Source organism: Lichenifustis flavocetrariae, assembly GCF_026130545.1.
Classification (GTDB): Bacteria; Pseudomonadota; Alphaproteobacteria; order Rhizobiales; family Beijerinckiaceae; genus Lichenihabitans; species Lichenihabitans flavocetrariae.
Genome location: NZ_JAMOIM010000007.1, coordinates 17,480 through 37,816, shown reverse-complemented (window position 1 = coordinate 37,816; position 20,337 = coordinate 17,480). Strand labels below are relative to the sequence as shown.

Below are 20,337 nucleotides of genomic sequence, written 5' to 3'. Positions count from 1 at the left end.
CATGCGGCGCCTGATCGCGAACGGCCTGTTCCGGCTGCTGCTCTGGGGAGCGGTGGCCGTCGTGCTGTTCCCCGTGTTCTGGGTCGTGCTGACCTCCGTCAAGCCGCCCGAACTCAGCCAGGCCTTGCCTCCGGTGTGGAATTTCACCCCGACGCTGCAGAGCTACAGCGACGTGCTGGGGGGCAACACCTACACGTCGCAGGCCTTCGGCACGCTGATGGCCCACAGCCTCGTCGTCACGGTCGCCTCGACGCTGCTCGGTCTCATCGTCGGCGTGCCCGCCGCCTATGCGCTTGCCCGGTTCCGCTTCCGCGGCAAGAAGGGAACGGCCAATTGGATCCTCTCCACCATCATGTTCCCGCCGGCCGTGTCGGTGGTGCCGATCTTCATCCTGGCGTCCAAGCTCAACCTCACCGACACATTTCCGTGTCTGATCGTGCCCTATGCCGCCTTCGGCCTGCCGATGGTGATCTGGATGCTGCGCAGCTTCATCAAGCAGATTCCGTACGAGATCGAGGAGGCCGCAACGGTCGACGGCGCGAGCCAGGGCGCCGTGCTCTGGCACATCGTCTTTCCCCTGCTGATGCCAGGCATCGTGGCGGCCAGCTTGCTCAGCGCGATGCTGGCCTGGAACGAGTTCCTCTTCGCCCTCACCCTGACCCGCTCCGCCGCCAAGACGGCCCCGGTCGGCATCAGCGAATTCACCAACATGTACGGGACGCAGTGGGGCAGCCTCACCGCCGCCGCCACCGTAACCGTCGCCCCGATCCTCGTCGCCACGATGCTGCTGCGACGCCGCCTGGTGGAAGGACTGACGTTCGGCGCCGTAAAGTAAGGCACCCGAACACAGTCAATCGCGTGAGATTCACATCAAGGCTGGCCGTCGCATCGCTCCAGCCGAAGAGGGCATCCGCTTCTTCATCATTCTATTCGGAAAGCAGACCAACTCCGTCGGGCCCCTTGAAGCCGAAGAGCCCGATTAAATCTCACCTCTTGCACCTTCGCATTCATTCAATCTCACCTACTTTCCGAGGTGCGCACCGAAGAAGGATGCGATCTCGCCGAAGGCTTCCTTGCTCTCAGGCAGCGTATCGTCGAACTCATATTGCGCGTGCGACTGGCCTTCGTAGACCTGCAGCGTGGCTTCCACGCCGGCGCGGCGTAGCTTGCGATGGACGCGCACCGTATTGCTGAGCAGCAGGTCGCGCGTGCCGGTCGTCAAAATCGTAGGCGGAAAGCCGTGCATGTCGCCGTAGACGGGCGAGATCAGAGGATCGGCGAGATCGTGTCCCTTCGCGTAGATGACGGTCGCGGCGTCGCAGAAGCCGTCGCGCGAGACGAGAATGTTGTCGACCTTCTCGTTGGTATAGAAACTGTCGCCCGTCTTTGTGGCGTCGGACATCGGGGTACCGGAGGCAAGTGCGCCAGGCACCGGAAGGCTTTGCTCCCGTGCCCGGAGCACGAGTTCGAGCGTCAGGGCGCCCCGGGCCGAGGTGCCGAAAACGCCGATGTTCTTGGCCGGCGTGTCCCGCAGCACGGCCTTGTAAACCGTCAGGGCATCATCCACCGCGGCCGGAAAATAGGCTTCGGGCGGCATCCGGTAGTCGACCGAGATCACCTTGTAGTGCCCGTCACCCGCCATGATGATGCCCTCGGGGGTGCCGGACTCGCCGGGGAACAGCACGTAGCAGCCGCCGTGGACGTGGACTAGAACCTTGCCCTGGTTCTCGACCGGGATGGTGTCGGGAGTCAGAATATGCACGCGCACGCCATCGATCGTCGACGCCTCGGATTTTACGTGCAGCCGCTCGAGCATGGCCGGGATGCCCTTGACGGTCGCGGCGGCTTGCACGTCCGCGTAGGCGCGGGCCTCTTCGCCGGTCTTCCAGAGCTTGTTCCAGTCCGGATTGAGCGGTGCCCCAATGAATTTCTACATGCCTGGGCTGATATCGGCGGCCGGCACGGGAAGCGTCTTGGCCGGTACGTCGAGCGGCGCGACGTCAGCGGCCATCACCGCTGTAGGACAGGCAATCAAAGCGATACACGTCAACGTCCTGATCATATTCATTGGGTTTCCTTCCTGAACATTGTTTCTTTGCTATCAATCCGATCTCTGCCACCTCCCTGTCGAGAGTTGTGGCCGAGTAAGTCATCGGAGTCCGTCGCCTCATCGCCGGTTCAACGCCACCGCGAGGATGATGATCCCGCCCTTGATGACCTCCTGGATGCTGGTCGACAGGCCGAGCACCAGCAGACCGAAGCCGAGAATGCCGATGAAGATGGCGCCGATCACCGAACCCGGGATGTCGCCGACGCCGCCAAACAGGCTCGTGCCGCCGATGATGACGGCCGCAATCACGTCGAGTTCGAGGCCCGATCCGAGGCTCGGGTTGCCGGCCGTCGAGCGCGCCGCCAGCAGCAGGCCGGCCAGCGCCGCGGTCATGCCGGAAAACATGAAGGCCGTGATCTTGATGCGGTCCGTCTTGATGCCGGAGAAGCGGGCCGCCACGAGATTGCCACCGACCGCATAGACCCGCCGGCCGAACACCGTCATCTGCAGCAGATAATAGCCGATCAGCACGATCACGATGGTCCACCAGATCGGTGCGGGCAGTCCGATATAGCTCGCGTTCCAGAGGAGATCCGAGAAGGCGTCGTCGACGATCGGCACCGGCTCCGTGTTGGTGATCGTCAGGGCCAGCCCCGACAGGATGCTGAGCATGCCGAGCGTGACGAGAAACGAGGGGATGCGGAGCTTGGTCACGAGCAGCCCGTTGACGAGGCCAATCAGGGCGCCCATCGCAATGACCAGGAGCGGTGCCACGGCGGTCGGCACGTTGGCTTGGAGCAGCAGCGCGATCACCATGCCGGACCAGCTCGACGCCGACCCGACAGAGAGATCAATCTCGCCGCAGATGATCACGAAGGTCATGCCGACCGCCATGATCGAGACCAGGGCCGTGACCCGCAGAATGGCGCCGGCGGTGCTGAGCGTCGCGAAATTCGGCGCGAAGATGATGAAAAAGGCGGTGACGGCCGCGAAGATGAGATAGGTCGGCCGCTGGACCAGCGTCCGCCGGATGGTTGTCCAGGCGCTGTCGCGCTCGACTGCGGAACTCTGTTGCACCGTCACGCAAGACGCTCCTTTTTCATGGCGGCCAGATCCGCTTGCAGGGTGGCTCGGAGTTCCGCCTCGTCCTTCGCCTCGAACAGCTCGCGGGTGATGCGGCCGTCGACGAGCGTCAGGATGCGATCGGCCGAGGCCGTCAGTTCATCGAGTTCGGACGAAATGAGGAGAACGCCGACGCCGCTGTCGGCCGCGCCGCGCATGATGGCGCGCATGTCGGCCTTGGCGTTGACGTCGACGCCATTGGTCGGCTCGTCGAGGATGAGCAGCCGCGGCTTGGTCGCGAGCCATTTGGCGAAGACGACCTTCTGCTGGTTGCCGCCGCTGAGTTCGCTCGCGAGCTGGCTCGGCCGCCGCGCCACGATGCCGAGTTTCTGGTGATAATCCTCGAAGAGGTCCGCGATCTTCCGGTCGGACACCACCGGCACGCCGATCCGGTGCAGCAGCTTGTCGAGGCTTGCGAGCGCGACATTGCTCGACAAGGAATGGCCGAGCACCAGGCCCTCGAGCCGCCGGTCTTCCGGCACGAAGGCGATGCCCGCCGCGATGGCCGCATCCGGATGGCCGAGCTTCAAGGGCTGGCCGCCGACCGTGACACGCCCGCGCGCGTCGGGGATCAAACCGAAGAGGGCCTTGGCGAGGGTCGAGCGGCCGGACCCGACCAGCCCGGCGATGCCGACGATCTCGCCCTGGGCGATCGTGAAGCTCAGGTCGTCGAGCTTTCGCGCCGTCTTCAATCCACGAACTTCGAGTGCGGTCGCGACTCCGGCCGAGGCCGGTTTCGCCGCGACCTCGATGACGGCCGTGTCGACCACGGCCGGCTTGCTTTTCGACATCAGCTCCGAAACCTTGCGGATCGACGTCGCGGCCGGATCGAGCGGCCCGATCACCTGCCCGTCCTTGACGATGCTCATGCGGTTGGCGAGCCGAAAGATCTCAGCCATGCGATGGCTGATGTAGACGATGCCCATGCCGCGCGCCTTCAGCTCGTCGATGATGGCGAAGAGCTTTTCTTCCTCGCGCAGGCTGAGCGAAGACGTCGGCTCGTCCATGATGAGCACGCGGGCACCGCGCGACACGGCTTTCAGCACCTCGACCATCTGCCGCTGGGCGAAGCCGAGGTCGCGCACGAGTTGACCGGCCCGCAGCGGAAAGCCGTAGCGGTCGATGACCGTCTGGGCGTCCCGCCGCATCGAGCGCTTGTCGATACGCCAGCCGGTGCGGCGCGGCTCGCGGCCGAGCAGGATGTTGTCGCCGACGGTGAGGTTCGGCAGGAGGCTCAGTTCCTGGAAGATCATGGCGATGCCATGCGACAGGTGATCGAGGACCGAGGTTCCCCCGATATCCTCGCCGTCGAGCGTCACCGTGCCGGCATCGGGCCGGTAGACGCCCATGAGGATTTTCATCAGCGTCGATTTGCCGGCGCCGTTCTCACCCAGGAGCGCGTGGACCTCACCGGCCGAGACCTCGAAGTCGACGTCCCGCAGCACCCGGTTCTCGCCGAAGGATTTGGAGATGCCCCGCATGGAGACGAGCGGACGCGCAGCTCCGTCGACGGGCTTGTCTGAAAGGGTAGATGGCGAATCAGCCGCCATGACTGGATTTCATCTCACAGTTCGTCGGTGATCGATGCCCTGATCTATGGCAGGCCTCGAAGAGGGCGTGTCGAAGGATCGGCCAAGGGCTCGGATGCCGCGCGCCAGGTTCGGCGTGAGGGAAAAGCGGCGCCGCGCCCCTGTCAGGAGCGCGGCGCGATCGACCTGCTCAGAAGCAGGCGTTGTTGCAGACCTTGAGCACGGAGGCCGGCGGCTCTTCCTTGGTGACTTCCTTCAACGCACTGAGAAGGTTGATCTTCTTCACGCGAAGCGTTGGCACCGAGATATAGGGTGGCACGTCCATGCCGAGCAGCGCATAAGCGGCGGACTTCGCTTCCGAGACGCCCTGGTCATAGGGACGCTGGGCGCCGACGGCCGTGAAGTCGCCACGGGCCACATAGATCGCGCTGTCGGCCGCGATATCGTTGGTGGTGACGAGGACCTTGCGGCCGAGCGTCTTCGCTGCGGCGACAACCTGTTCGGCCGGCGTATCCCAGGCCGCGAAGATGCCCTTGATGTCGGGATGGGCCGTCAGCATGGCGGTCGCGACCTGATAGGCCTTCTCGGGCGAGGTCACGGTTCCGACCTCGGCGAGCTTGATGCCGGGATATTCGGCGAAGGCCTTCATGGCGCCCGTTTTGCGGACTGCGACCGAGTAGTAATAATCATAAACCAGGGTGACGATGCCGACTTCACCCTTGCCGCCCATCGCCTCGCAGAGTTCCTTCGCGGCGTAATATGCGTTCTGCTCGTTGTCGGAGGCCGTGACCGAGATGTAGTCCTTGCCCGGCGCCATGCCGACCGGCACGTTGTCCAGGAACACGAGCTTGATGCCGGCGTCGGCGACCTTCTTGTAGGCGGCCGCCTGCGACTGCGGGTCGATCGGGATCGAGAAGATCACGTTGGGCTTGCGGGCCGTCAGCTGTTCGAGATCGGCGATCTGCTGGCCCGGCTTGAACTTGGCGTCGGTGACCGCCACCACATCGACGCCGAGCTCTTTCAGCGTGTTGGTGATGCCCTCGATCTGCAGCTTCGGCCATCCCGCGTCCATGGTGTGGATCGCGATCGCGGCCGTGAAGTGCCCCGCCTTGAGCTTGTCCTTCATCTCCTGCGTGAACTTGAAGACGTCGGGCGTGACGGCGGGCGGTCCGTCCGGGAAGCCGGGAACGGGCTGCCCCTTGGGGGAGAGCGGCAGAGGCTTCATCAGCTCCGTCGCTTCCGGCGGAATCTTATCGGGCCAATGATAGTCTTCGGCGAGCGCCGAGCCCGCGAATGCACTCAACATCGTCATCGCCAGGCATGGGCCTGCGAAACGAACGATCGCTTTTCTCATCGTTTCCTCCTGAATGAACCCCGGCTTTGCGGGTCTTTTTATTGTCGATCCGGTGCATTCGATCATCCGAACCGAATTCCAGCAATGAGAGCCTCAGATCCAGCCCATCATGGAACAGCATCGAGTCTTCGCGCCGGCTGACGCGCCGCCGCGAGTTGGATGGCAAGCTCGATCGCCTCGATCAGGCTCGTCTCACTGGCAATGCCCTTGCCGGCGATATCGAAGGCCGTGCCGTGGTCGACGGAGGTGCGGATGATCGGCAGGCCGAGCGTGACATTGACGCCGCTCAACGCATTCCACTTGCCGGTCTCGGCATCGACCGAAAAGCCCAGGAGCTTGACCGGGATGTGGCCCTGATCGTGGTACATCGCGACGACCGCGTCGTATTGTTTGGCGTGCAGCTTCACGAACACCGTGTCGCCCGGCACCGGGCCTTCCACGTCGAAACCGCTGGCCTTGAGTTCGCGGATGGTCGGTTCGACCACGTCAATATCCTGCCGGCCGAACAGGCCACCCTCGCCAGCATGCGGGTTGAGGGCCGCGATGGCGATCTTGCGGCGACCAAGTCCGAGCGCCTTCAGGGCCTCGTCGGTCAATGTGACGACGCGGCGGATACGCTCCGGAGTGACGCGCCGCGGCACATCCTCGAGCGCCACATGCGTCGTGATATGGCTGACCCGCATGTTGCCATGCGCCAGAAGCATCACCGAATCGCGCGCCTTGGTGAGGTCGGCGAGCAGTTCGGTGTGGCCGCTGTAGTGGTGGCCGGCGAAGTTCAGCGCTTCCTTGCTGATCGGGCCGGTGCAGATGGCGTCCACCGTACCGTCGAGCGCGAGGCGCACCGATTCGGCGATGGCATCGTAGGCGACTCGACCACCCTCGGCGGTGGATCGACCGACCGGCACGCGTGCGCCACCCTGGTCGACGTCATGGAAGGCGAGCCCGATCGAAGGATCGGCTAGACGGTCCTTCGTGATCGCGGGCGACACGTCCTCGATCCCGAGGTCGGCCAGCACGGCCTTGTGGGTGGCGGCGGAGCCGATGAGGAGAAGCGCGAATTCGCCGTTCTCGATCCGGGGCCGCAGGACGCCCGCCGCACGCGCCACGATCTCCGGGCCAACGCCGGCCGGATCTCCTGTCGTGACGGCGATTCGTGGACGGAACACTGAGCCTCCCTGACGCTGAATTTTCATGAAGGCTAGCGCAGGCGCCTCGGCAAGAGAAGCCATAAAAATTCAGAACGCGTCAATATTGTTCACCCTCTTGAAGGTCCGACTCCGGGACCGTGATGGGTCCAACGGATCCAAGCAGAGTCACGAGCTAAAACCTTCGATCTGTCCGTCAGCGCGCCGACACGCGATGAGAACGCGAGGCGACTCCTGGCCGAGCGATTGCACTCTTGGCAGCGCAACCGCGCAAGCCGATATGGCTGGTCGAGCGCGAACGTGGCTGCCCACGAAAGTCGCTTGACACATTTCGGAACGTGTCATTTTCTTCCACAAACAGGCGAAACATCTCGCGGTCGATTTCGACCGACGCGGACATGCCGGGTTGGGGAGGACGATATGCGCAAATCGAAGCCATTGGCGGTGATGCTCGGGGCTGTGTCCGTGGCCGCTATGACGCTGGGCGCCGCCCGCGCCGAGACCTTCAAGCCGGAGTGTTTCAGCCCGGCGGCCGACAACAAGAAGACCATCCAATACGATGCCAAGAAAGGCCCGTATAAGATCGCGCTGGTGAACGGCTATGTCGGCAACGACTGGCGCATCACGGCGATCCAGTCGGCCAAGGCGTGGGGGGCGAGGCCCGACAACGCCAAGTTGCTGTCGGACTTCAAGGTCATTTCGGTCGGCAACGACTCGGCCGCCCAGATCGCCGCCATCGATAATTTCATCGCGGCCGGCTATGACGCGGTCGTCATCAACGCCGTCAACCCGACGGCCTTCGACGCCGTGGTGAAGCGAGCCCAGAAAGCCGGCACCGTCCTGGTCACCTTCGACAACGTGCTCGATTCCGACAAGATCGTTCAGGTCAACGAGGACCAGTTCGAACTCGGCCGCATGAAGGCCCAGGCGGTGGTCGACGGCATCAAGGCCGCCAAGGGCGATGTGTCGGGCCAGGTGCTGGAGATTTCGGGCCTGCCCGGCAACAGCGTCGATCGCGACAACCACGAGGGCATGCGGTCGGTGCTCGACAAGTACAAGGGCCTGAAGGTGATCCAGGTCGTCGGCAACTGGGATGCCGGGACGGCCGAGAAAGGCACCGCCGACGCCATCGCCACCAACGGCAAGTTCGACGGCGTGATGGTGCAGGAGGGCGCCATCGGCGCGCTGCACGCCATGCAGGCCGCCAATCACCCGGTGGTGCCGATCGGGGTCGATGCCGGCAACGGCACACGGCAACTCGCCGCCAAGGGCAAGTATCCCGGTGTGACCGCGGCTCAGGCCCCGGCCATGGCGGCACTCGCGCTTGAAGCCTCCATCGTGCTGCTCGAAGGCCACGCTCTGCCGCAGAAGGTCTTCCTGCCGATCCCGAACAAGGCCAATGCCGACCTCGTGTCCGGCACCGACTACTTCCCCGATCTGCCGCCGAACTTCTACACGACGACCGGCTATCCGCAGTGCTTCCCGCCCTTCAAGCCGGATGAACTGTTGGGTCAGAACGCGTCGAACAACGGCTGAGGCTGGACGGGCGCTCGGCGACGGGCCTCCGCCGCGAATGGGTCAGACATGGCACCGTTGATCGAACTCACTGCGGTGTCGAAGTCCTACGGCGGCGTGCCGGCGCTGACCGATGTCTCTCTCACGGTCGAGCCCGGCGCGGTCCACGCCATCCTGGGTGAGAACGGCGCCGGCAAATCCACGCTGATGAAGCTGCTTGCAGGCGTCATCGCGCCCGAAACCGGCACGATCGCGATCGACGGGCAGGTCCAACGGTTCGCGACGCCGCGCGATGCGGCGCGATGCGGCATCGTCTGCATGTTCCAGGAGCTGTCGCTGATGCCGCATCTGTCGGTCGGCGACAACATGCTGATCGGCGACGGCGGCGCGGCATTGGCGCTGATCCGCCGTGGCAGCCGCCGCGCGGCCCGGGCGGTACTCGACCGGGTCGGCGGCCAGCATATCGCGATGGCGACGCGGATCGCGGACCTGCCGCTCGCCGACCGCCAGCTTGTGGAAATCGCCAAAGCGATCGGTCGCAAGCCCCGTCTGCTGATCCTCGACGAAGCCACTTCGGCGCTGACGGCCGAACGTGTCGAGACCGTCTTCGCCGTGATCCGCGCCCTGCGCGACGCCGGCTGCGCGGTGCTGTTCATCTCGCACCGCATGTACGAGATCGATGCGGTCGCTGACCGCATCTCGATCTTCCGCAACGGCCGCCATATCGAGACCTTTGCGGCCGGCACGCGCAGTCATGACGCGATGATCAGCCTGATGATCGGGCAGTCGCTCAAGGAATTGTTCCCGCCGCGCCGCGATCCGCCTCCGGTGTCGACGCCGCCGATCCTGTCGGTGCGCGACTTGCGCTGGGCGCCGCACCTGAACGGTGTCGACCTCGACGTCCGTCCAGGCGAGATCGTCGGCCTGGGCGGGCTCGACGGCCAGGGCCAGCAGCACCTGATGCACGCGATCTTCGGCATCCTGCGCCGCACCAGCGGCACCGTGACGCTCGAAGGCAAGACGCTCACCGATCTCACGCCGGGCCGGGCCAAGACGCGGCGCATCGGCCTGGCGCTGGTGCCCGAGGACCGCAAGACCGAGGGCCTGATCCTCGACATGACGATCGCCGACAACCTGCGCCTCGCCGGCCTCAGCAGGAAGCCCTTTGGCCTCGCAAACGCGACTGACGCCACCGACGCGGCGATCGCGAAACTGATCGAACGTCTCGGGCTGACCTACGGACGCCTGAGCGATCCGGTCAAGACGCTGTCGGGTGGCAACCAGCAGAAGGTGGTGCTGGCGAAATGGCTGGCGCTCGGTCCGCGCTGCCTGCTGCTGATGGACCCGACACGCGGCATCGACGTCAAGACCAAGGCGCAGATCTATCGCCTCCTGCAGGATCTCGCGGGCGAGGGGCTTGCGATCGTGTTGCAATCGACCGACTACGAGGAACTCATCCACCTCTGCCACCGCATCAACGTCTTCTACAAGGGGCGCGTCGTCCGCGAACTCAGCGGCGCCGAGGCGACGCCCGACGCGCTGATCGCCGCATCGTTGAACGTTTCGGCCGAGGCTGCTTGATGATCTGGCTCCGTCGTCACGCACGGCTTGCGATCTCGGTCGTGCTGCTCGCCGTGCTTTTCGCGCTTTATATCGCGATCCACCCGCGCGGCATGTCGGTCTACGTCATGACCATCTGGTCGAACCAGGGCGCGCTATTGGCGCTGGCGGCGCTGGCCCAGTTCTTCGTCGTGCTGGTCCGCGGCATCGACCTCTCGGTCGGGCCGGTCGTGGCGCTGACCAACGTGGCCGCCTCCTATCTGGTGTCGGGCTCCGGCCTGCAGGTCGCCTTCGGGGCCCTCGCGGTGCTGGTGGTCGGCGCCGCTTGCGGTTTTGCCAACGGAGCCGCCGTGGTCTACGGTCGCGTGCCGCCGATCGTGGCGACGCTTGCATCCGGCAGCATCTATTCCGGCTTGGCGCTGCTGCTGCGGCCGACGCCGGGCGGCACGATCGACGACGCGGTGTCGGACGCCGTGACCTACGATCTCTTCAAAGTGCCGACCTCGCTGATCCTGATCGTTCTGGTTGTCCTCTTGCTCGCCATTCCGTTGCGCCGGACGCGCTTCGGCCTCAGTCTCTACGCCATCGGCTCCGCCCGCGACGCCGCCGTGATGACCGGCATTCGCGTGCCGGCCGTCACGCTGGCATCTTACGCGATCGGGGGATTCTTCGCCGCGCTCGCCGGGCTCTACATCAGCATGGTGACGCTGACCGGCGACCCCAATATCGGACCGGCCTATACGCTGAACTCGATCGCCGCCGTTGTGATCGGTGGGGTGGCGCTGTCGGGCGGTGTCGGCTCGCCGCTTGGCGCCGTGCTCGGCGCCTTCACGCTGAAGACCATCTCGGCCCTGATGTTCTTCTCCGGTCTGCCGCCGCTGGCGCAGCCCTTTTTCGAGGGCGCGATCCTCGCCATCGCGATCGTGCTCGGTGCGCTCGGCATGCTGCGCGTGCGCTCGCGGCTGGAGCGTTTCGCCTGATGTCCTCGCTCGCGCCCGGTGCCTCGCGCCCCCGTCTGTCGGGACTGCGGATCGACCCCTCGGTGGCTCTGGTGGTTGCCGGCTGCGTGGTCATCGTGCTCGGCGCCGGCATGGTGTCGCCGGGCGTGCTGTCGCTCGGCTATCTCCTGCAACAGCTGCAGATCGCCGCCATCGTCGGCATCCTGGCCACCGGCGCCATGCTGGTGATCCTGCTGGGGCAGATCGATCTGTCGGTGCCCCTGACGATCACCGGCACCGCCATCGTCTCGACCTCGCTCGCAGGCTCGGGCAATCCGCTGCTCGAAACCCTGGCGATCCCGGCCGGGCTGCTCGGCGGCACGCTGATCGGCACGATCAACGGTCTCGGGGTGGCGATCTTCCGGATCCCCGCCATGGTCTGGACGCTGGCCGTCAACGCCATGCTGCTCGGCATGACGGTCTTCTACACGGGCGGCTTCAAGCCGCACGGCGCGCCACCGCCTCTCGCCGTGCTGATGGCGCACGGGCGCTTCGCCGGCATCCCCAACGCCTTCCTGCTGTGGCTGCTGGTCGGCGCGGCGACGACCTTCATGCTGAAGCGAACGGTGTTCGGCACCTATATCTACGCCATGGGCCAGTCGCAGCGCGCGCTTTTCCTCGCCGGGGCGCCGATCGGGCGAACCACGGTGGCGGTGTTCGCCCTCGCGGGCTTCCTGTCGAGCCTCGGTGGCCTGCTCCTTACCGGCTATGCCAACCAGGCCTATCAGGGGATGGGCGACGCCTATCTCATGCCGGTCATCGCCGCGGTCGTGATCGGCGGCACCTCGATCCTTGGCGGCAGCGGCACCTATCTCGGAACCTTCGTCGGCGCCCTCTTCATGACGCTGCTGTCCTCGATCCTGTCGCTCCTGCAGATGCCGGACGCCGCACGCCAGATCATCTTCGGCGGCATCATCCTCGGCATGCTGCTCGTCCACCGCTCGCGGCGTGCGGCATGAGCCCCGCGTCAGACCCCGCCTAGTCGTCATGGTCAACCCACGTCGCCCAGAACTGATCCCCGCGCAACGCCGCGCCATCGTGCTCGACCACATCCGCAAGCGGGGCGCTGCCTCGATCCAGGAGCTGTCGGATGCCGTCGGCATCTCGATCTCGACCGTGCGGCGGGACCTGGAGCACCTGGAGGAGCGCGGCTATCTCGAACGCTCCCACGGCGGCGCGCTGATCCAGAAGCAGACGCAATCCACCTTCGAGCCCGAGGCCGCGATCAGCGCCCAGTTCGCCCGCGCCGAGAAGGAAGCGATCGGACAGGCGGCCGCCGCAACCCTGCGGGCCGGCGAAAGCGTGATCTTCGACAGCAGTTCCACCGTGCTGGCCGCCGCGCGCGCCTGCGTCGAGCGCGACTTGGCGCTGACCGCCGTGATCAACGATCTCGGCATCGGCCAGGCTTTGGCGGGGTCGCCGAAGATCCGCATCGTCGTGCTGGGCGGCACGGTTCGGGCGGGCTCGCTCACCATGGTGGGCGAGCCGGGCCAGGATTTTCTCGCCAATCTCAGCGCCGATGTCGCCTTTATCGGCACCCATGCCATATCGGGCGCGAGCCTTACCGAGACGTCGCTGGAAACGGCTGCCATGAAGCGCGCCATGATCGCGGCGGCGCGACGGGTCGTTCTTCTCGCCGACGCCTCGAAATTCCAGCCGGCCGCATTCTGCCGCATCTGCGATCTGACGGCGATCCACGAGGTCATCACCGACGATCGCGCCGAGCCGGCCGACATCGCTCGCCTGCGCGACCTCGGCCTCGCCGTCACGATCGTTCCCGGCATCAGCGCCCGATCTTCGGCCGCATGACGATCCTCCGCCTGCTCGCCGACGATCTCACGGGCGCGCTCGATAGCGCGGCGCAATTCACCGGGGCGTTCGGACCCCTGCCGGTCGTGCTGCGTCCGACGCTGGCACCGCCGGCGGGCAGCTTTGTCCTCGACCTTGCCTGCAGGGACCAGGCCCAAGACGAGGCCGTCGCCCTTACGGCCGCCACCGCCCATTACTTTGAGGGTGGCGACATCGCGTTCAAGAAGATCGACAGCCTTCTGCGCGGCCACTGGGCCGCCGAACTGGCCGCGCTGGCGACGATGGGCCTGTTCCGCCGCATCGTCCTGGCTCCCGCATTTCCTGGCCAAGGACGCATCACCCGAAGCGGTCGACAACTCCTGCTTGGGCCCGATGGCACGTCCACGGTGCTCCCGATCGATCCGCGTGCAGAGGTCGCATTGCACGGCCTCAATGCGGTTGTCCTGTCCGGCGGCGATGCCCCCGCGGGCGATGCGCCGCTACTCCTCTGCGACGCTGCCTCGGACGACGACCTCCGACGCCTCGTGCGATCGGCAGGCGCTCTTCGAGGTCCGACGCTCTGGTGCGGCGCGGCGGGACTCGCGTTGGCGCTAACCGACGGCCGGCCGCCGCCTGAAACCGCCCCGCGACCCGGCCCGCATCTGATGGTGATCGGCTCGGATCACGTGGTCACACGCGAGCAGATCCTGTGTGTCGGGAAGCATGCCCCCAACTGGATCGTGCGGTTCGGTGAGGACGCCTCGGCCAGCGCCGATCGCATCAACCGAAGTCTGAGCCTTCATGGCAGAGGCCTGTGTCTTGCCGACCTTCCCGCGGGTTGTGCGAGAGCCGAGGCTTCGGATCTCATCGCTCGCTGGTTCGGGGCCATGGCGCCACGCATCACCAAACCCACGACTCTGACCGTCGTCGGCGGCGAGACCTTCGCGTCTCTCTGTCGCGTTTTGCAGATCGACATCTTGCTGGTCGAGGGAGAATGGCAGGCCGGCGTACCCGCCTCGCGCAGCATGCAGGGCCTCTGGGCCGAGACCGCCTGTTTCTCCAAATCCGGCGCCTTCGGCGAGCCAGATTGCCTGCTTCGGCTGCTCGGCCAAAGCTGACCAGCGCCCGGATCCGCGTGGCTCCCTTGCGTTGCCCGGCTCACGGTCCTCTCGCCGCAGCCCGGCGTTCCACGATGGTCTTGTCGGCCACACGCCAGGCGTGGGCGATGATCTTGAGAGTCGGGTTGACACCGGTCCCGATCCGGAATGGCGATCCGACTACGGCATAAAGGTGAGCCCCCGCTCGCCACCGTACGGCAACACCGGCAGGCTATGGGGCGAGCAACGATCGATCTTGTTGCGTCCTGGAACAAGGGCGGGCTGGAGCTCGACCGTCGGTGGCTACCAATCTTCGATGCCGATGAGGACGCGCGTTACGCGATTGGCTTCGAGTTGCATCCGGGCACGAGGCATTTTACGGCGTAATATTTGAAGACGTTCTTGACGCAACACGTGCTTATAAGCGTTGCGCGATCGATGACGACTCGTTGCACTTCATTGGCGGCACCTGCGGCACCGCACTGGTGATGGAACGGAGCTTGCATCCGGAAAGGCGATAGAAACTTGGTTGCACATGATCTCCGAGTTATTCCATCGTCTCGATGCGTGTGAGCAAAGGACTGAGGCGCAGGGCGTGGTCGAAGCTCTGTCGCTTGCCCTTGGTTTCCGCTTTTTCTCTTACGCTGTGCCCGAGCCTGGACTGAACGTGGTCGAAGCGGCAGGCATGTTGCTGACGAACTATCCGCAAGCCTGGCAGGATCGTTATCAAGCAAGGAAATATCAGGTGGAAGACGCCGTTCTGGTGCACGGCCACCGGGAAATTCGGCCGTTCGCCTGGGGTGGGGACGACTATCTCAAGACAATCAGCCCGAGTGAGAGACGCATCTTTTTCGAGGCGCAGGCTTTTGGGATCGTCAGCGGATTTGCAGTGCCGGTTCATGGCCCCGACCAAACGTGCGCGGTGTTCTCGGTGGCCGGACCGGAGCCGCGGCCTTGCGTTACCGATGTCGGCCACTCTGATTTCCATGCCCTGCTCGCGGCGGCGCAGGCTGTCCACGGCAAGTTCGTGCAATGGCGGCAGCGGCCTGCACCCAATGACATCAGATTGTCGGAGCATGAGCGCCTGTGCCTCCTCTGGACCACGCAGGGTAAGACCGCCTGGGAGGTGGCCCAGATCATCGGCCGCAGCAAGGCTACCGTCGATTTTCATCTGCGGCGGGCTGCCGGCAAGCTTGGCGCGGTCAACAAGGTCCATGCGGCCTTCAAAGCCCGAGAACTTGATCTTTTGTGACCGTACGACCACGGGATGGCAGCATCACCCGCGTAATCCTCAACGAGGTAATCGTTGGCGATGGAAGACAGCCCGCCGAGGGCACGAAGCGAAGCGTCGCCGGGCGACAACCAGGGATGCCTGCCCATCGACAGGTCCCACAAGTGATGATGTTGATCGATGACCGGCCCGGTGTACATCCCAAGCGTTCAGAGCAGCCCGGCGTGCCTCTTCAGGAAGCCAAGCACGGCGGGATGGTAGCGATCGGCCGCATCCCAGAACGGCATGTGGCCGGAATTGCGGAAGATCACGAGCTCCGACTGGGGCAGGTGCTCCCACATGAGCCGGGCGTATTCGGGCAGCAGGTAGTCCCATTCGCTGGTCGTCACCAGCGTCGGGATCGTGATGCGCGGCAGGTCGGCCATACGGTCCCAATCGCGGAGGTTTCCCGAACAATTGTAGAAATGCGGGCCGAACATGGCCGTGAAGGGGCCGGTACCGATCCCTTCGGGCCGCATCGCGTCGAGGACCGGCTCGGGCCAGTGATCCATCCGCAGCATGTGGCGATACATGAGGAGCGTCCGGGCCGCGAGATATTCGGGGTGATCGACCGTGCCCTCGGCTTCCCGCAGCGCCATCATGCGGGCCGTGTCGGAACCGAGCCCCTGCTTGCAGCGATCAAAGCCGCGGATCAGGCGCGGCATGCTGGCGGCGCTGTTGCCGATCACGAAGCCGCGCACGTGGTCGAGATGGGCTAGGCAATATTCGATGCCCAGCATGCCGCCCCAGGAATTGCCGAGCAGGAAGAATTTGTCCCAGCCGAGCTGCTCGCGCACCGCGTCGACTTCGGCGACAAAGCGATCGACCTGCCATAATCCGGGATCATCCGGACGGTCAGATCCGCCGCAGCCGAGCTGGTCCCAACTCACGACGTCGAAGCCTTCGGCCGCGTAGTGCTTGTGGGCGCCGTACACATAGCTGCACGGCACGCCGGGACCACCATGCACGACAAGAAGCGGGATCCCGCCTTCGCCTGAACGATAGCCCGCGAGGCGATATTGGCCGAAGCGCAGGGTGAGGACTGTCATGCGGCTAATCCTTTCGGCAGGTCGGGCGTGTCTTCGGCGAAGTGACAGGCGACAAGCCGGTCGCCGTCGAGCGTGCGTGGCTGAGGGACCTCGATATGGCAGCGTTCGGTCGCCATTGGGCACCGCGGCGCGAAGCGACAGGCGTCGCGGATATTCGCGGCGCTCGGCACCTCGCCGCGCAGCACCTCGCGACGGCGGCTTTTCAGCCGGGGGTGGGCGACCGGCACGGCTTCGAGCAGCAGGCGGGTGTAAGGATGGCGCGGCCGGCGCAGGACGTCGCGAGCCGGACCGATCTCCACGATGGCGCCCAGGTACATGACGGCGACACGCTGGCTGAGATAGGCCACTGTGCCGATGTCGTGTGAGATGAACAGGTAGGACAGGCCACGCTCCGCTTGGAGATCCGCCATCAGGTTCAGGACCTGCGCCCGCACCGAGACGTCGAGGGCCGAGACCGGCTCGTCTGCCACCACGATCCGCGGCGACACGGCAAGCGCGCGGGCAATGGCGATCCGCTGACGTTGCCCGCCCGAGAACTCATGCGGGAAGCGTGTGAGCGACGAGGCCGCGAGCCCTACCTGATCCGCCAGTTCTCTCACGCGCGCGGCACGTGCCGCACCCTTGGCCAGGCCGTGGATCAGCAGCGGTTCGGCGATCAGGTCGCCGGCGCGAATGCGCGGATTGAGCGACGCATAGGGATCCTGGAAGATCATCTGAACCTTGCGCCGATAGGCCAGCACCTCGCTGGGTAGGAGCGTATCGACGCGTTGACCGTCGACCAGAACGGATCCGCTCGTCGGCGCCATCATGCGCATGATGAGGCGGGCGAGCGTGGATTTTCCGCAACCGCTTTCGCCCACAAGGCCCAAGGTTTCGCCGGGCTGTACAAAAAAGCTGACGTCATCGACGGCCCTGACCGGCGCTTCGGCCTTGCCGAAGAGACTGCGGCGGTGCGGAAATTCTTTGCGCAGACCGTCCAGAATGAGCGCCGGCCGGGGCGTGCCGGCACTCATGGGGCGCGCTCCCAGCAAGCCACCGAATGAGCCGCGTCGAGGGGTGTCATCGGGGGCATCTCGGCGGCGCATCGCGCGGTCGCGATCGGGCAGCGCGGCGTGAACGGGCAGCCGTTGGTGCGGTCGGCGGGAGACGGCACGCTGCCAGGCAGTTCCGCGAGCCTGACCCGGGCCGTCGTTCCGGCCACCAGCACATCGAGCCGGGGCACGGCAGCCAGCAGTCCTTCCGTGTAGGGGTGACGCGGCGTGTCGAACAGCGTGAGAGACTCGGCGATCTCGATGACATGGCCGGCATAGAGCACGGCGATGCGGTCCGCCATCTCGGCGACGACGCCGAGATCGTGTGTGATGAGCAGGATCGCGGTGCCGAGCCGCTCCTTGATGTCGAGCATAAGGTCGATGATCTGCGCCTGGATACTGACGTCGAGCGCCGTCGTCGGCTCGTCCGCGATGATCAGGTCGGGCTCGCAGGCGAGCGCCATGGCAATCATCACGCGCTGACGCATGCCCCCCGAGAGTTGGTGCGGATATTGCCGCATCCGTCGCTCCGGCTGGGTCAGCCCAACGAGTTTGAGGAGATCGAGGGCGCGCGCTTTGGCTGCGGCCCGCGTCGCCCCACGGTGGAATTCGAGTCCCTCGGTCAGCTGCCGACCGACCGTCAGCACCGGGTTGAGCGACGTCATGGGCTCCTGGAACACCATCGAGACGCGGCTGCCGCGGGTGCGGACGAGGTCGCGGCGGGACTGCGTGAGCAGGTCTTCGCTCCCGAGCATGACCCGGCCTCCGGCAACGTGCCCTTCCGGCGGCAGGAGCCCCATGATGGAGAGCGCAGTCAGCGACTTGCCGCTGCCGGATTCGCCGACGAGCGCCAGCGTCTCGCCTTTCCGCAGATCGAACGAGACGCCGTGAAGGGCGGTGACGCGGGACGATCCGCCGCCGAACGTGACCGTGAGGTCCTGGATGTCGAGCAGATCCGTCGCGACCGGCATGGCGGTTCTGTCCATCGGCTCACTGCGTCCTTTGCCGTTGGCGCGGATCGAGCAGGTCGCGCACCCCATCCCCGAACAGGTTGAAGGCCATCACCGTGATGAAGATCGCGACACCGGGGCCGATCACCAGCCAGGGATCGCGGGTGATGTAGTTGCGCCCTGTCGAGAGCATCAGCCCCCATTCGGGCGTGGGTGGCTGCGCGCCCAGGCCGAGGAAACTCAGGGCCGCGGCCGATAGAACGGCGGCCGAGAAACCGAGCGAGGCCACCACAATCATGGGCGGCAGCACGTTGGGCATGAGGTGGCGCACCACGACCCGCAGATGGCCCGCGCCCACAACCTGGGCCGCATCGACATAGGGTTTCTGGCGCTCCGACAGCACCACGCCATAGGTCACGCGAGCGTAGTAGGGAATCGCGCTGATGCCCACCGCGATCATGGCATTGGTGAGGTTCGGGCCAAGAAAGGCCACGAGGCCCAACGCGATCAGCACGTCGGGAAACGTGTAGAGGAGGTCGATGGTACGCATCAGCAAGCCGCCGAACCAGCCGCCCGCATAGGCCGCTGTGGCGCCGATCACGACCCCGCAAAGAAGGCCGATACCGACGGCGACGAGGCCGATGTAGAGCGTGTAACGCGCGCCGAAAATCACGCGGCTCAGGATATCGCGGCCGAATTCATCCGTCCCGAGCAGGAACTTGGCGCCCGGCGCGGCAAGCCGCTTGCCCGCCCCGATCCGATCGGGATCGAAAGGGGCGAGGCCCGGCGCGAAGATCGCCACGAGGGCGACGAAGACAACGATGCCGCCGCCGATCAGGAACGAGCGCGACCGCAGCATGCGCCGCAGCAGCAACCGGCGGGGTGAGGCCATCCTCGTGAGTGGCGCGGGCAGGCTTTGCGCCGCGGGGACGACGACGCTCACTGGACCGAAATCCGTGGGTCGAGCCATGCATAGGCGATGTCGAGCAGAACCGACATCACGACGATAATGGTTGCGAACAGCAGGATGAAACCCTGGATCAGCGGATAGTCGCGGTAGTTGATGGCCTGGATGGCGAGGCGCCCGAGACCGTTCCAGCTGAACACGTTCTCGACCACCACGGCCCCGCCCATAAGGTAGCCGAACACGACGCCGATGATGGTCACGACGCTGATCATGGCGGGCCTCAGCGCGTGGCGGAACATGACGATCGATTCCGGCAGGCCCTTGGCTCGCGCCGTGCGGATGAAGTCCTCGCTGAACACCTCGATCATGGCCGAGCGGGTCATGCGGGCGATGATGGCCATATAGGTCACTCCGAGGGTCACGGCCGGCAGGATCATGCTTCGCCAATCCTCACCGGCGACCGGTAGCCAGCCGAGCGTCATCGAGAACAGCAGAACAAGCATGAGGCCCAGCCAGAAATTCGGCACCGACACACCGGCGACCGCGAAGGCCATGAGCGCGCTGTCGGCCCAACTGCCCTTCTTGTAGGCCGCGAAGAAGCCGAGCGGCATGCCGAAGCCGATCGCGATGGCGAGCCCCGCGAAAGCGAGCGCGAAGGTGTTGGGCAGTCGCTCCAGCAGCAGCTTGCCGACCGGCTCGCTGCCGAAGATGGAACGCCCCATGTCGCCCGTGAGAAGACGGCCCACGTAGTGGAAATATTGCTGCCAGAGCGGCAGGTCGAGCCCGAGCATATGCCGCATGGCGGCAAGCTGTTCGGGGGTCGGCGATGAATTCTGCGCCATCATCATCGCGACAGGATCGCCGGGGATCAGATGGATCAGCATGCAGACGAGAAAGCTCGAAATGATCAGCGTGATCAGGGCCGTGAACAGCCGACGCAGGATAAAGCGCGTCATGGAGCGACCTTCCTGC

The 20,337-nt window shown here is 65.4% G+C and carries 19 protein-coding genes; 8 read left to right on the top strand and 11 right to left on the bottom strand.

Annotated elements, in window-relative coordinates:
- Window position 1 precedes the first annotated feature (1 nt).
- Entirely contained in the window at window positions 2–835 is an 834-nt protein-coding gene (locus M8523_RS12140; RefSeq protein ID WP_282585134.1) for a carbohydrate ABC transporter permease, read from the top strand.
- A gap of 186 nt (window positions 836–1,021) precedes the next feature.
- Here the strand turns inward: M8523_RS12140 and M8523_RS12135 are convergent, their stop codons facing one another.
- The 6 genes from M8523_RS12135 to pdxA form a co-directional block, all read right to left on the bottom strand.
- Entirely contained in the window at window positions 1,022–1,852 is an 831-nt protein-coding gene (locus M8523_RS12135) for an alpha/beta hydrolase (protein ID WP_282585133.1), read from the bottom strand.
- A 78-nt stretch (window positions 1,853–1,930) separates the two neighbouring features.
- Entirely contained in the window at window positions 1,931–2,068 is a 138-nt protein-coding gene (locus M8523_RS12130; protein WP_282585132.1) for a hypothetical protein, read from the bottom strand.
- Window positions 2,069–2,167: 99 nt separating this feature from the next.
- The gene (locus tag M8523_RS12125) at window positions 2,168–3,133 is read right to left on the bottom strand and encodes an ABC transporter permease (protein WP_282585131.1); all 966 of its coding nucleotides are present in this window, start codon (window positions 3,131–3,133) and stop codon (window positions 2,168–2,170) included.
- Complete coding sequence (locus tag M8523_RS12120) at window positions 3,130–4,722, bottom strand: sugar ABC transporter ATP-binding protein (RefSeq protein WP_282585130.1); 1,593 nt, start codon at window positions 4,720–4,722, stop codon at window positions 3,130–3,132. The genes M8523_RS12125 and M8523_RS12120 overlap by 4 nt, the downstream gene beginning before the upstream one ends.
- A gap of 169 nt (window positions 4,723–4,891) precedes the next feature.
- Window positions 4,892–6,055 carry a substrate-binding domain-containing protein gene (locus M8523_RS12115; protein ID WP_282585129.1) on the bottom strand — a complete coding sequence of 388 codons (1,164 nt, stop codon included), beginning with the start codon at window positions 6,053–6,055 and terminating at the stop codon, window positions 4,892–4,894.
- Window positions 6,056–6,162: 107 nt separating this feature from the next.
- Window positions 6,163–7,221 (bottom strand): 4-hydroxythreonine-4-phosphate dehydrogenase PdxA, encoded by a 1,059-nt coding sequence (gene pdxA / locus M8523_RS12110; protein WP_282585128.1) that lies wholly within the window; start codon window positions 7,219–7,221, stop codon window positions 6,163–6,165.
- Window positions 7,222–7,620: 399 nt separating this feature from the next.
- On the opposite strand from pdxA, the gene M8523_RS12105 reads away from it, so the two are divergent.
- The 7 genes from M8523_RS12105 (at window position 7,621) to M8523_RS12075 (ending at window position 15,410) form a co-directional block, all read left to right on the top strand.
- Entirely contained in the window at window positions 7,621–8,736 is a 1,116-nt protein-coding gene (locus M8523_RS12105; RefSeq protein ID WP_282585127.1) for a sugar ABC transporter substrate-binding protein, read from the top strand.
- Between the two features lie 48 nt (window positions 8,737–8,784).
- Window positions 8,785–10,296, top strand: a complete 1,512-nt coding sequence (locus M8523_RS12100; protein WP_282585126.1) for a sugar ABC transporter ATP-binding protein — start codon at window positions 8,785–8,787, stop codon at window positions 10,294–10,296.
- The gene (locus tag M8523_RS12095) at window positions 10,296–11,255 is read left to right on the top strand and encodes an ABC transporter permease (protein ID WP_282585125.1); all 960 of its coding nucleotides are present in this window, start codon (window positions 10,296–10,298) and stop codon (window positions 11,253–11,255) included. Before M8523_RS12100 ends, M8523_RS12095 begins: the two co-directional genes overlap by 1 nt.
- Window positions 11,255–12,232 (top strand): ABC transporter permease, encoded by a 978-nt coding sequence (locus M8523_RS12090; protein WP_282585124.1) that lies wholly within the window; start codon window positions 11,255–11,257, stop codon window positions 12,230–12,232. Before M8523_RS12095 ends, M8523_RS12090 begins: the two co-directional genes overlap by 1 nt.
- Window positions 12,233–12,260: 28 nt before the next feature.
- Window positions 12,261–13,082 carry a DeoR/GlpR family DNA-binding transcription regulator gene (locus M8523_RS12085; RefSeq protein ID WP_282585123.1) on the top strand — a complete coding sequence of 274 codons (822 nt, stop codon included), beginning with the start codon at window positions 12,261–12,263 and terminating at the stop codon, window positions 13,080–13,082.
- On the top strand, window positions 13,079–14,179 hold the full coding sequence (locus tag M8523_RS12080; RefSeq protein WP_282585122.1) for a four-carbon acid sugar kinase family protein: 1,101 nt from the start codon (window positions 13,079–13,081) through the stop codon (window positions 14,177–14,179). Before M8523_RS12085 ends, M8523_RS12080 begins: the two co-directional genes overlap by 4 nt.
- Before the next feature lie 514 nt (window positions 14,180–14,693).
- Window positions 14,694–15,410, top strand: a complete 717-nt coding sequence (locus tag M8523_RS12075) for a helix-turn-helix transcriptional regulator (protein WP_282585348.1) — start codon at window positions 14,694–14,696, stop codon at window positions 15,408–15,410.
- 188 nt (window positions 15,411–15,598) lie between these two features.
- On the opposite strand, the gene M8523_RS12070 is transcribed toward M8523_RS12075, so the two are convergent.
- Genes M8523_RS12070 through M8523_RS12050 form a run of 5 tightly spaced genes read right to left on the bottom strand, consistent with a single transcriptional unit; the run spans window position 15,599 to window position 20,321 of the window.
- A complete protein-coding gene (locus tag M8523_RS12070; RefSeq protein WP_282585121.1) occupies window positions 15,599–16,477 on the bottom strand; it encodes a proline iminopeptidase-family hydrolase in 879 nt (292 codons plus the stop codon).
- Window positions 16,474–17,490, bottom strand: coding sequence for an ABC transporter ATP-binding protein (locus M8523_RS12065; RefSeq protein ID WP_282585120.1), 1,017 nt, complete (start codon window positions 17,488–17,490; stop codon window positions 16,474–16,476). Before M8523_RS12065 ends, M8523_RS12070 begins: the two co-directional genes overlap by 4 nt.
- Window positions 17,487–18,494 (bottom strand): ABC transporter ATP-binding protein, encoded by a 1,008-nt coding sequence (locus M8523_RS12060; protein ID WP_282585119.1) that lies wholly within the window; start codon window positions 18,492–18,494, stop codon window positions 17,487–17,489. The genes M8523_RS12065 and M8523_RS12060 overlap by 4 nt, the downstream gene beginning before the upstream one ends.
- 4 nt (window positions 18,495–18,498) lie before the next feature.
- Window positions 18,499–19,401 carry an ABC transporter permease gene (locus tag M8523_RS12055; RefSeq protein WP_282585118.1) on the bottom strand — a complete coding sequence of 301 codons (903 nt, stop codon included), beginning with the start codon at window positions 19,399–19,401 and terminating at the stop codon, window positions 18,499–18,501.
- Window positions 19,398–20,321, bottom strand: a complete 924-nt coding sequence (locus tag M8523_RS12050) for an ABC transporter permease (protein WP_282585117.1) — start codon at window positions 20,319–20,321, stop codon at window positions 19,398–19,400. The genes M8523_RS12055 and M8523_RS12050 overlap by 4 nt, the downstream gene beginning before the upstream one ends.
- Window positions 20,322–20,337: the final 16 nt, after the last annotated feature.

What these genes read in the sequence shown, in the direction of transcription:
- M8523_RS12140 (WP_282585134.1), top strand. Translation starts at nt 2, where the DNA reads ATGCGGCGCCTGATCGCGAACGGCCTGTTCCGGCTGCTGCTCTGGGGA.
- M8523_RS12130 (WP_282585132.1), bottom strand. Translation starts at nt 2,068, where the DNA reads ATGAATATGATCAGGACGTTGACGTGTATCGCTTTGATTGCCTGTCCT.
- M8523_RS12120 (WP_282585130.1), bottom strand. Translation starts at nt 4,722, where the DNA reads ATGGCGGCTGATTCGCCATCTACCCTTTCAGACAAGCCCGTCGACGGA.
- M8523_RS12115 (WP_282585129.1), bottom strand. Translation starts at nt 6,055, where the DNA reads ATGAGAAAAGCGATCGTTCGTTTCGCAGGCCCATGCCTGGCGATGACG.
- M8523_RS12105 (WP_282585127.1), top strand. Translation starts at nt 7,621, where the DNA reads ATGCGCAAATCGAAGCCATTGGCGGTGATGCTCGGGGCTGTGTCCGTG.
- M8523_RS12100 (WP_282585126.1), top strand. Translation starts at nt 8,785, where the DNA reads ATGGCACCGTTGATCGAACTCACTGCGGTGTCGAAGTCCTACGGCGGC.
- M8523_RS12095 (WP_282585125.1), top strand. Translation starts at nt 10,296, where the DNA reads ATGATCTGGCTCCGTCGTCACGCACGGCTTGCGATCTCGGTCGTGCTG.
- M8523_RS12090 (WP_282585124.1), top strand. Translation starts at nt 11,255, where the DNA reads ATGTCCTCGCTCGCGCCCGGTGCCTCGCGCCCCCGTCTGTCGGGACTG.
- M8523_RS12085 (WP_282585123.1), top strand. Translation starts at nt 12,261, where the DNA reads ATGGTCAACCCACGTCGCCCAGAACTGATCCCCGCGCAACGCCGCGCC.
- M8523_RS12080 (WP_282585122.1), top strand. Translation starts at nt 13,079, where the DNA reads ATGACGATCCTCCGCCTGCTCGCCGACGATCTCACGGGCGCGCTCGAT.
- M8523_RS12075 (WP_282585348.1), top strand. Translation starts at nt 14,694, where the DNA reads ATGATCTCCGAGTTATTCCATCGTCTCGATGCGTGTGAGCAAAGGACT.
- M8523_RS12070 (WP_282585121.1), bottom strand. Translation starts at nt 16,477, where the DNA reads ATGACAGTCCTCACCCTGCGCTTCGGCCAATATCGCCTCGCGGGCTAT.
- M8523_RS12065 (WP_282585120.1), bottom strand. Translation starts at nt 17,490, where the DNA reads ATGAGTGCCGGCACGCCCCGGCCGGCGCTCATTCTGGACGGTCTGCGC.
- M8523_RS12060 (WP_282585119.1), bottom strand. Translation starts at nt 18,494, where the DNA reads ATGGACAGAACCGCCATGCCGGTCGCGACGGATCTGCTCGACATCCAG.
- M8523_RS12050 (WP_282585117.1), bottom strand. Translation starts at nt 20,321, where the DNA reads ATGACGCGCTTTATCCTGCGTCGGCTGTTCACGGCCCTGATCACGCTG.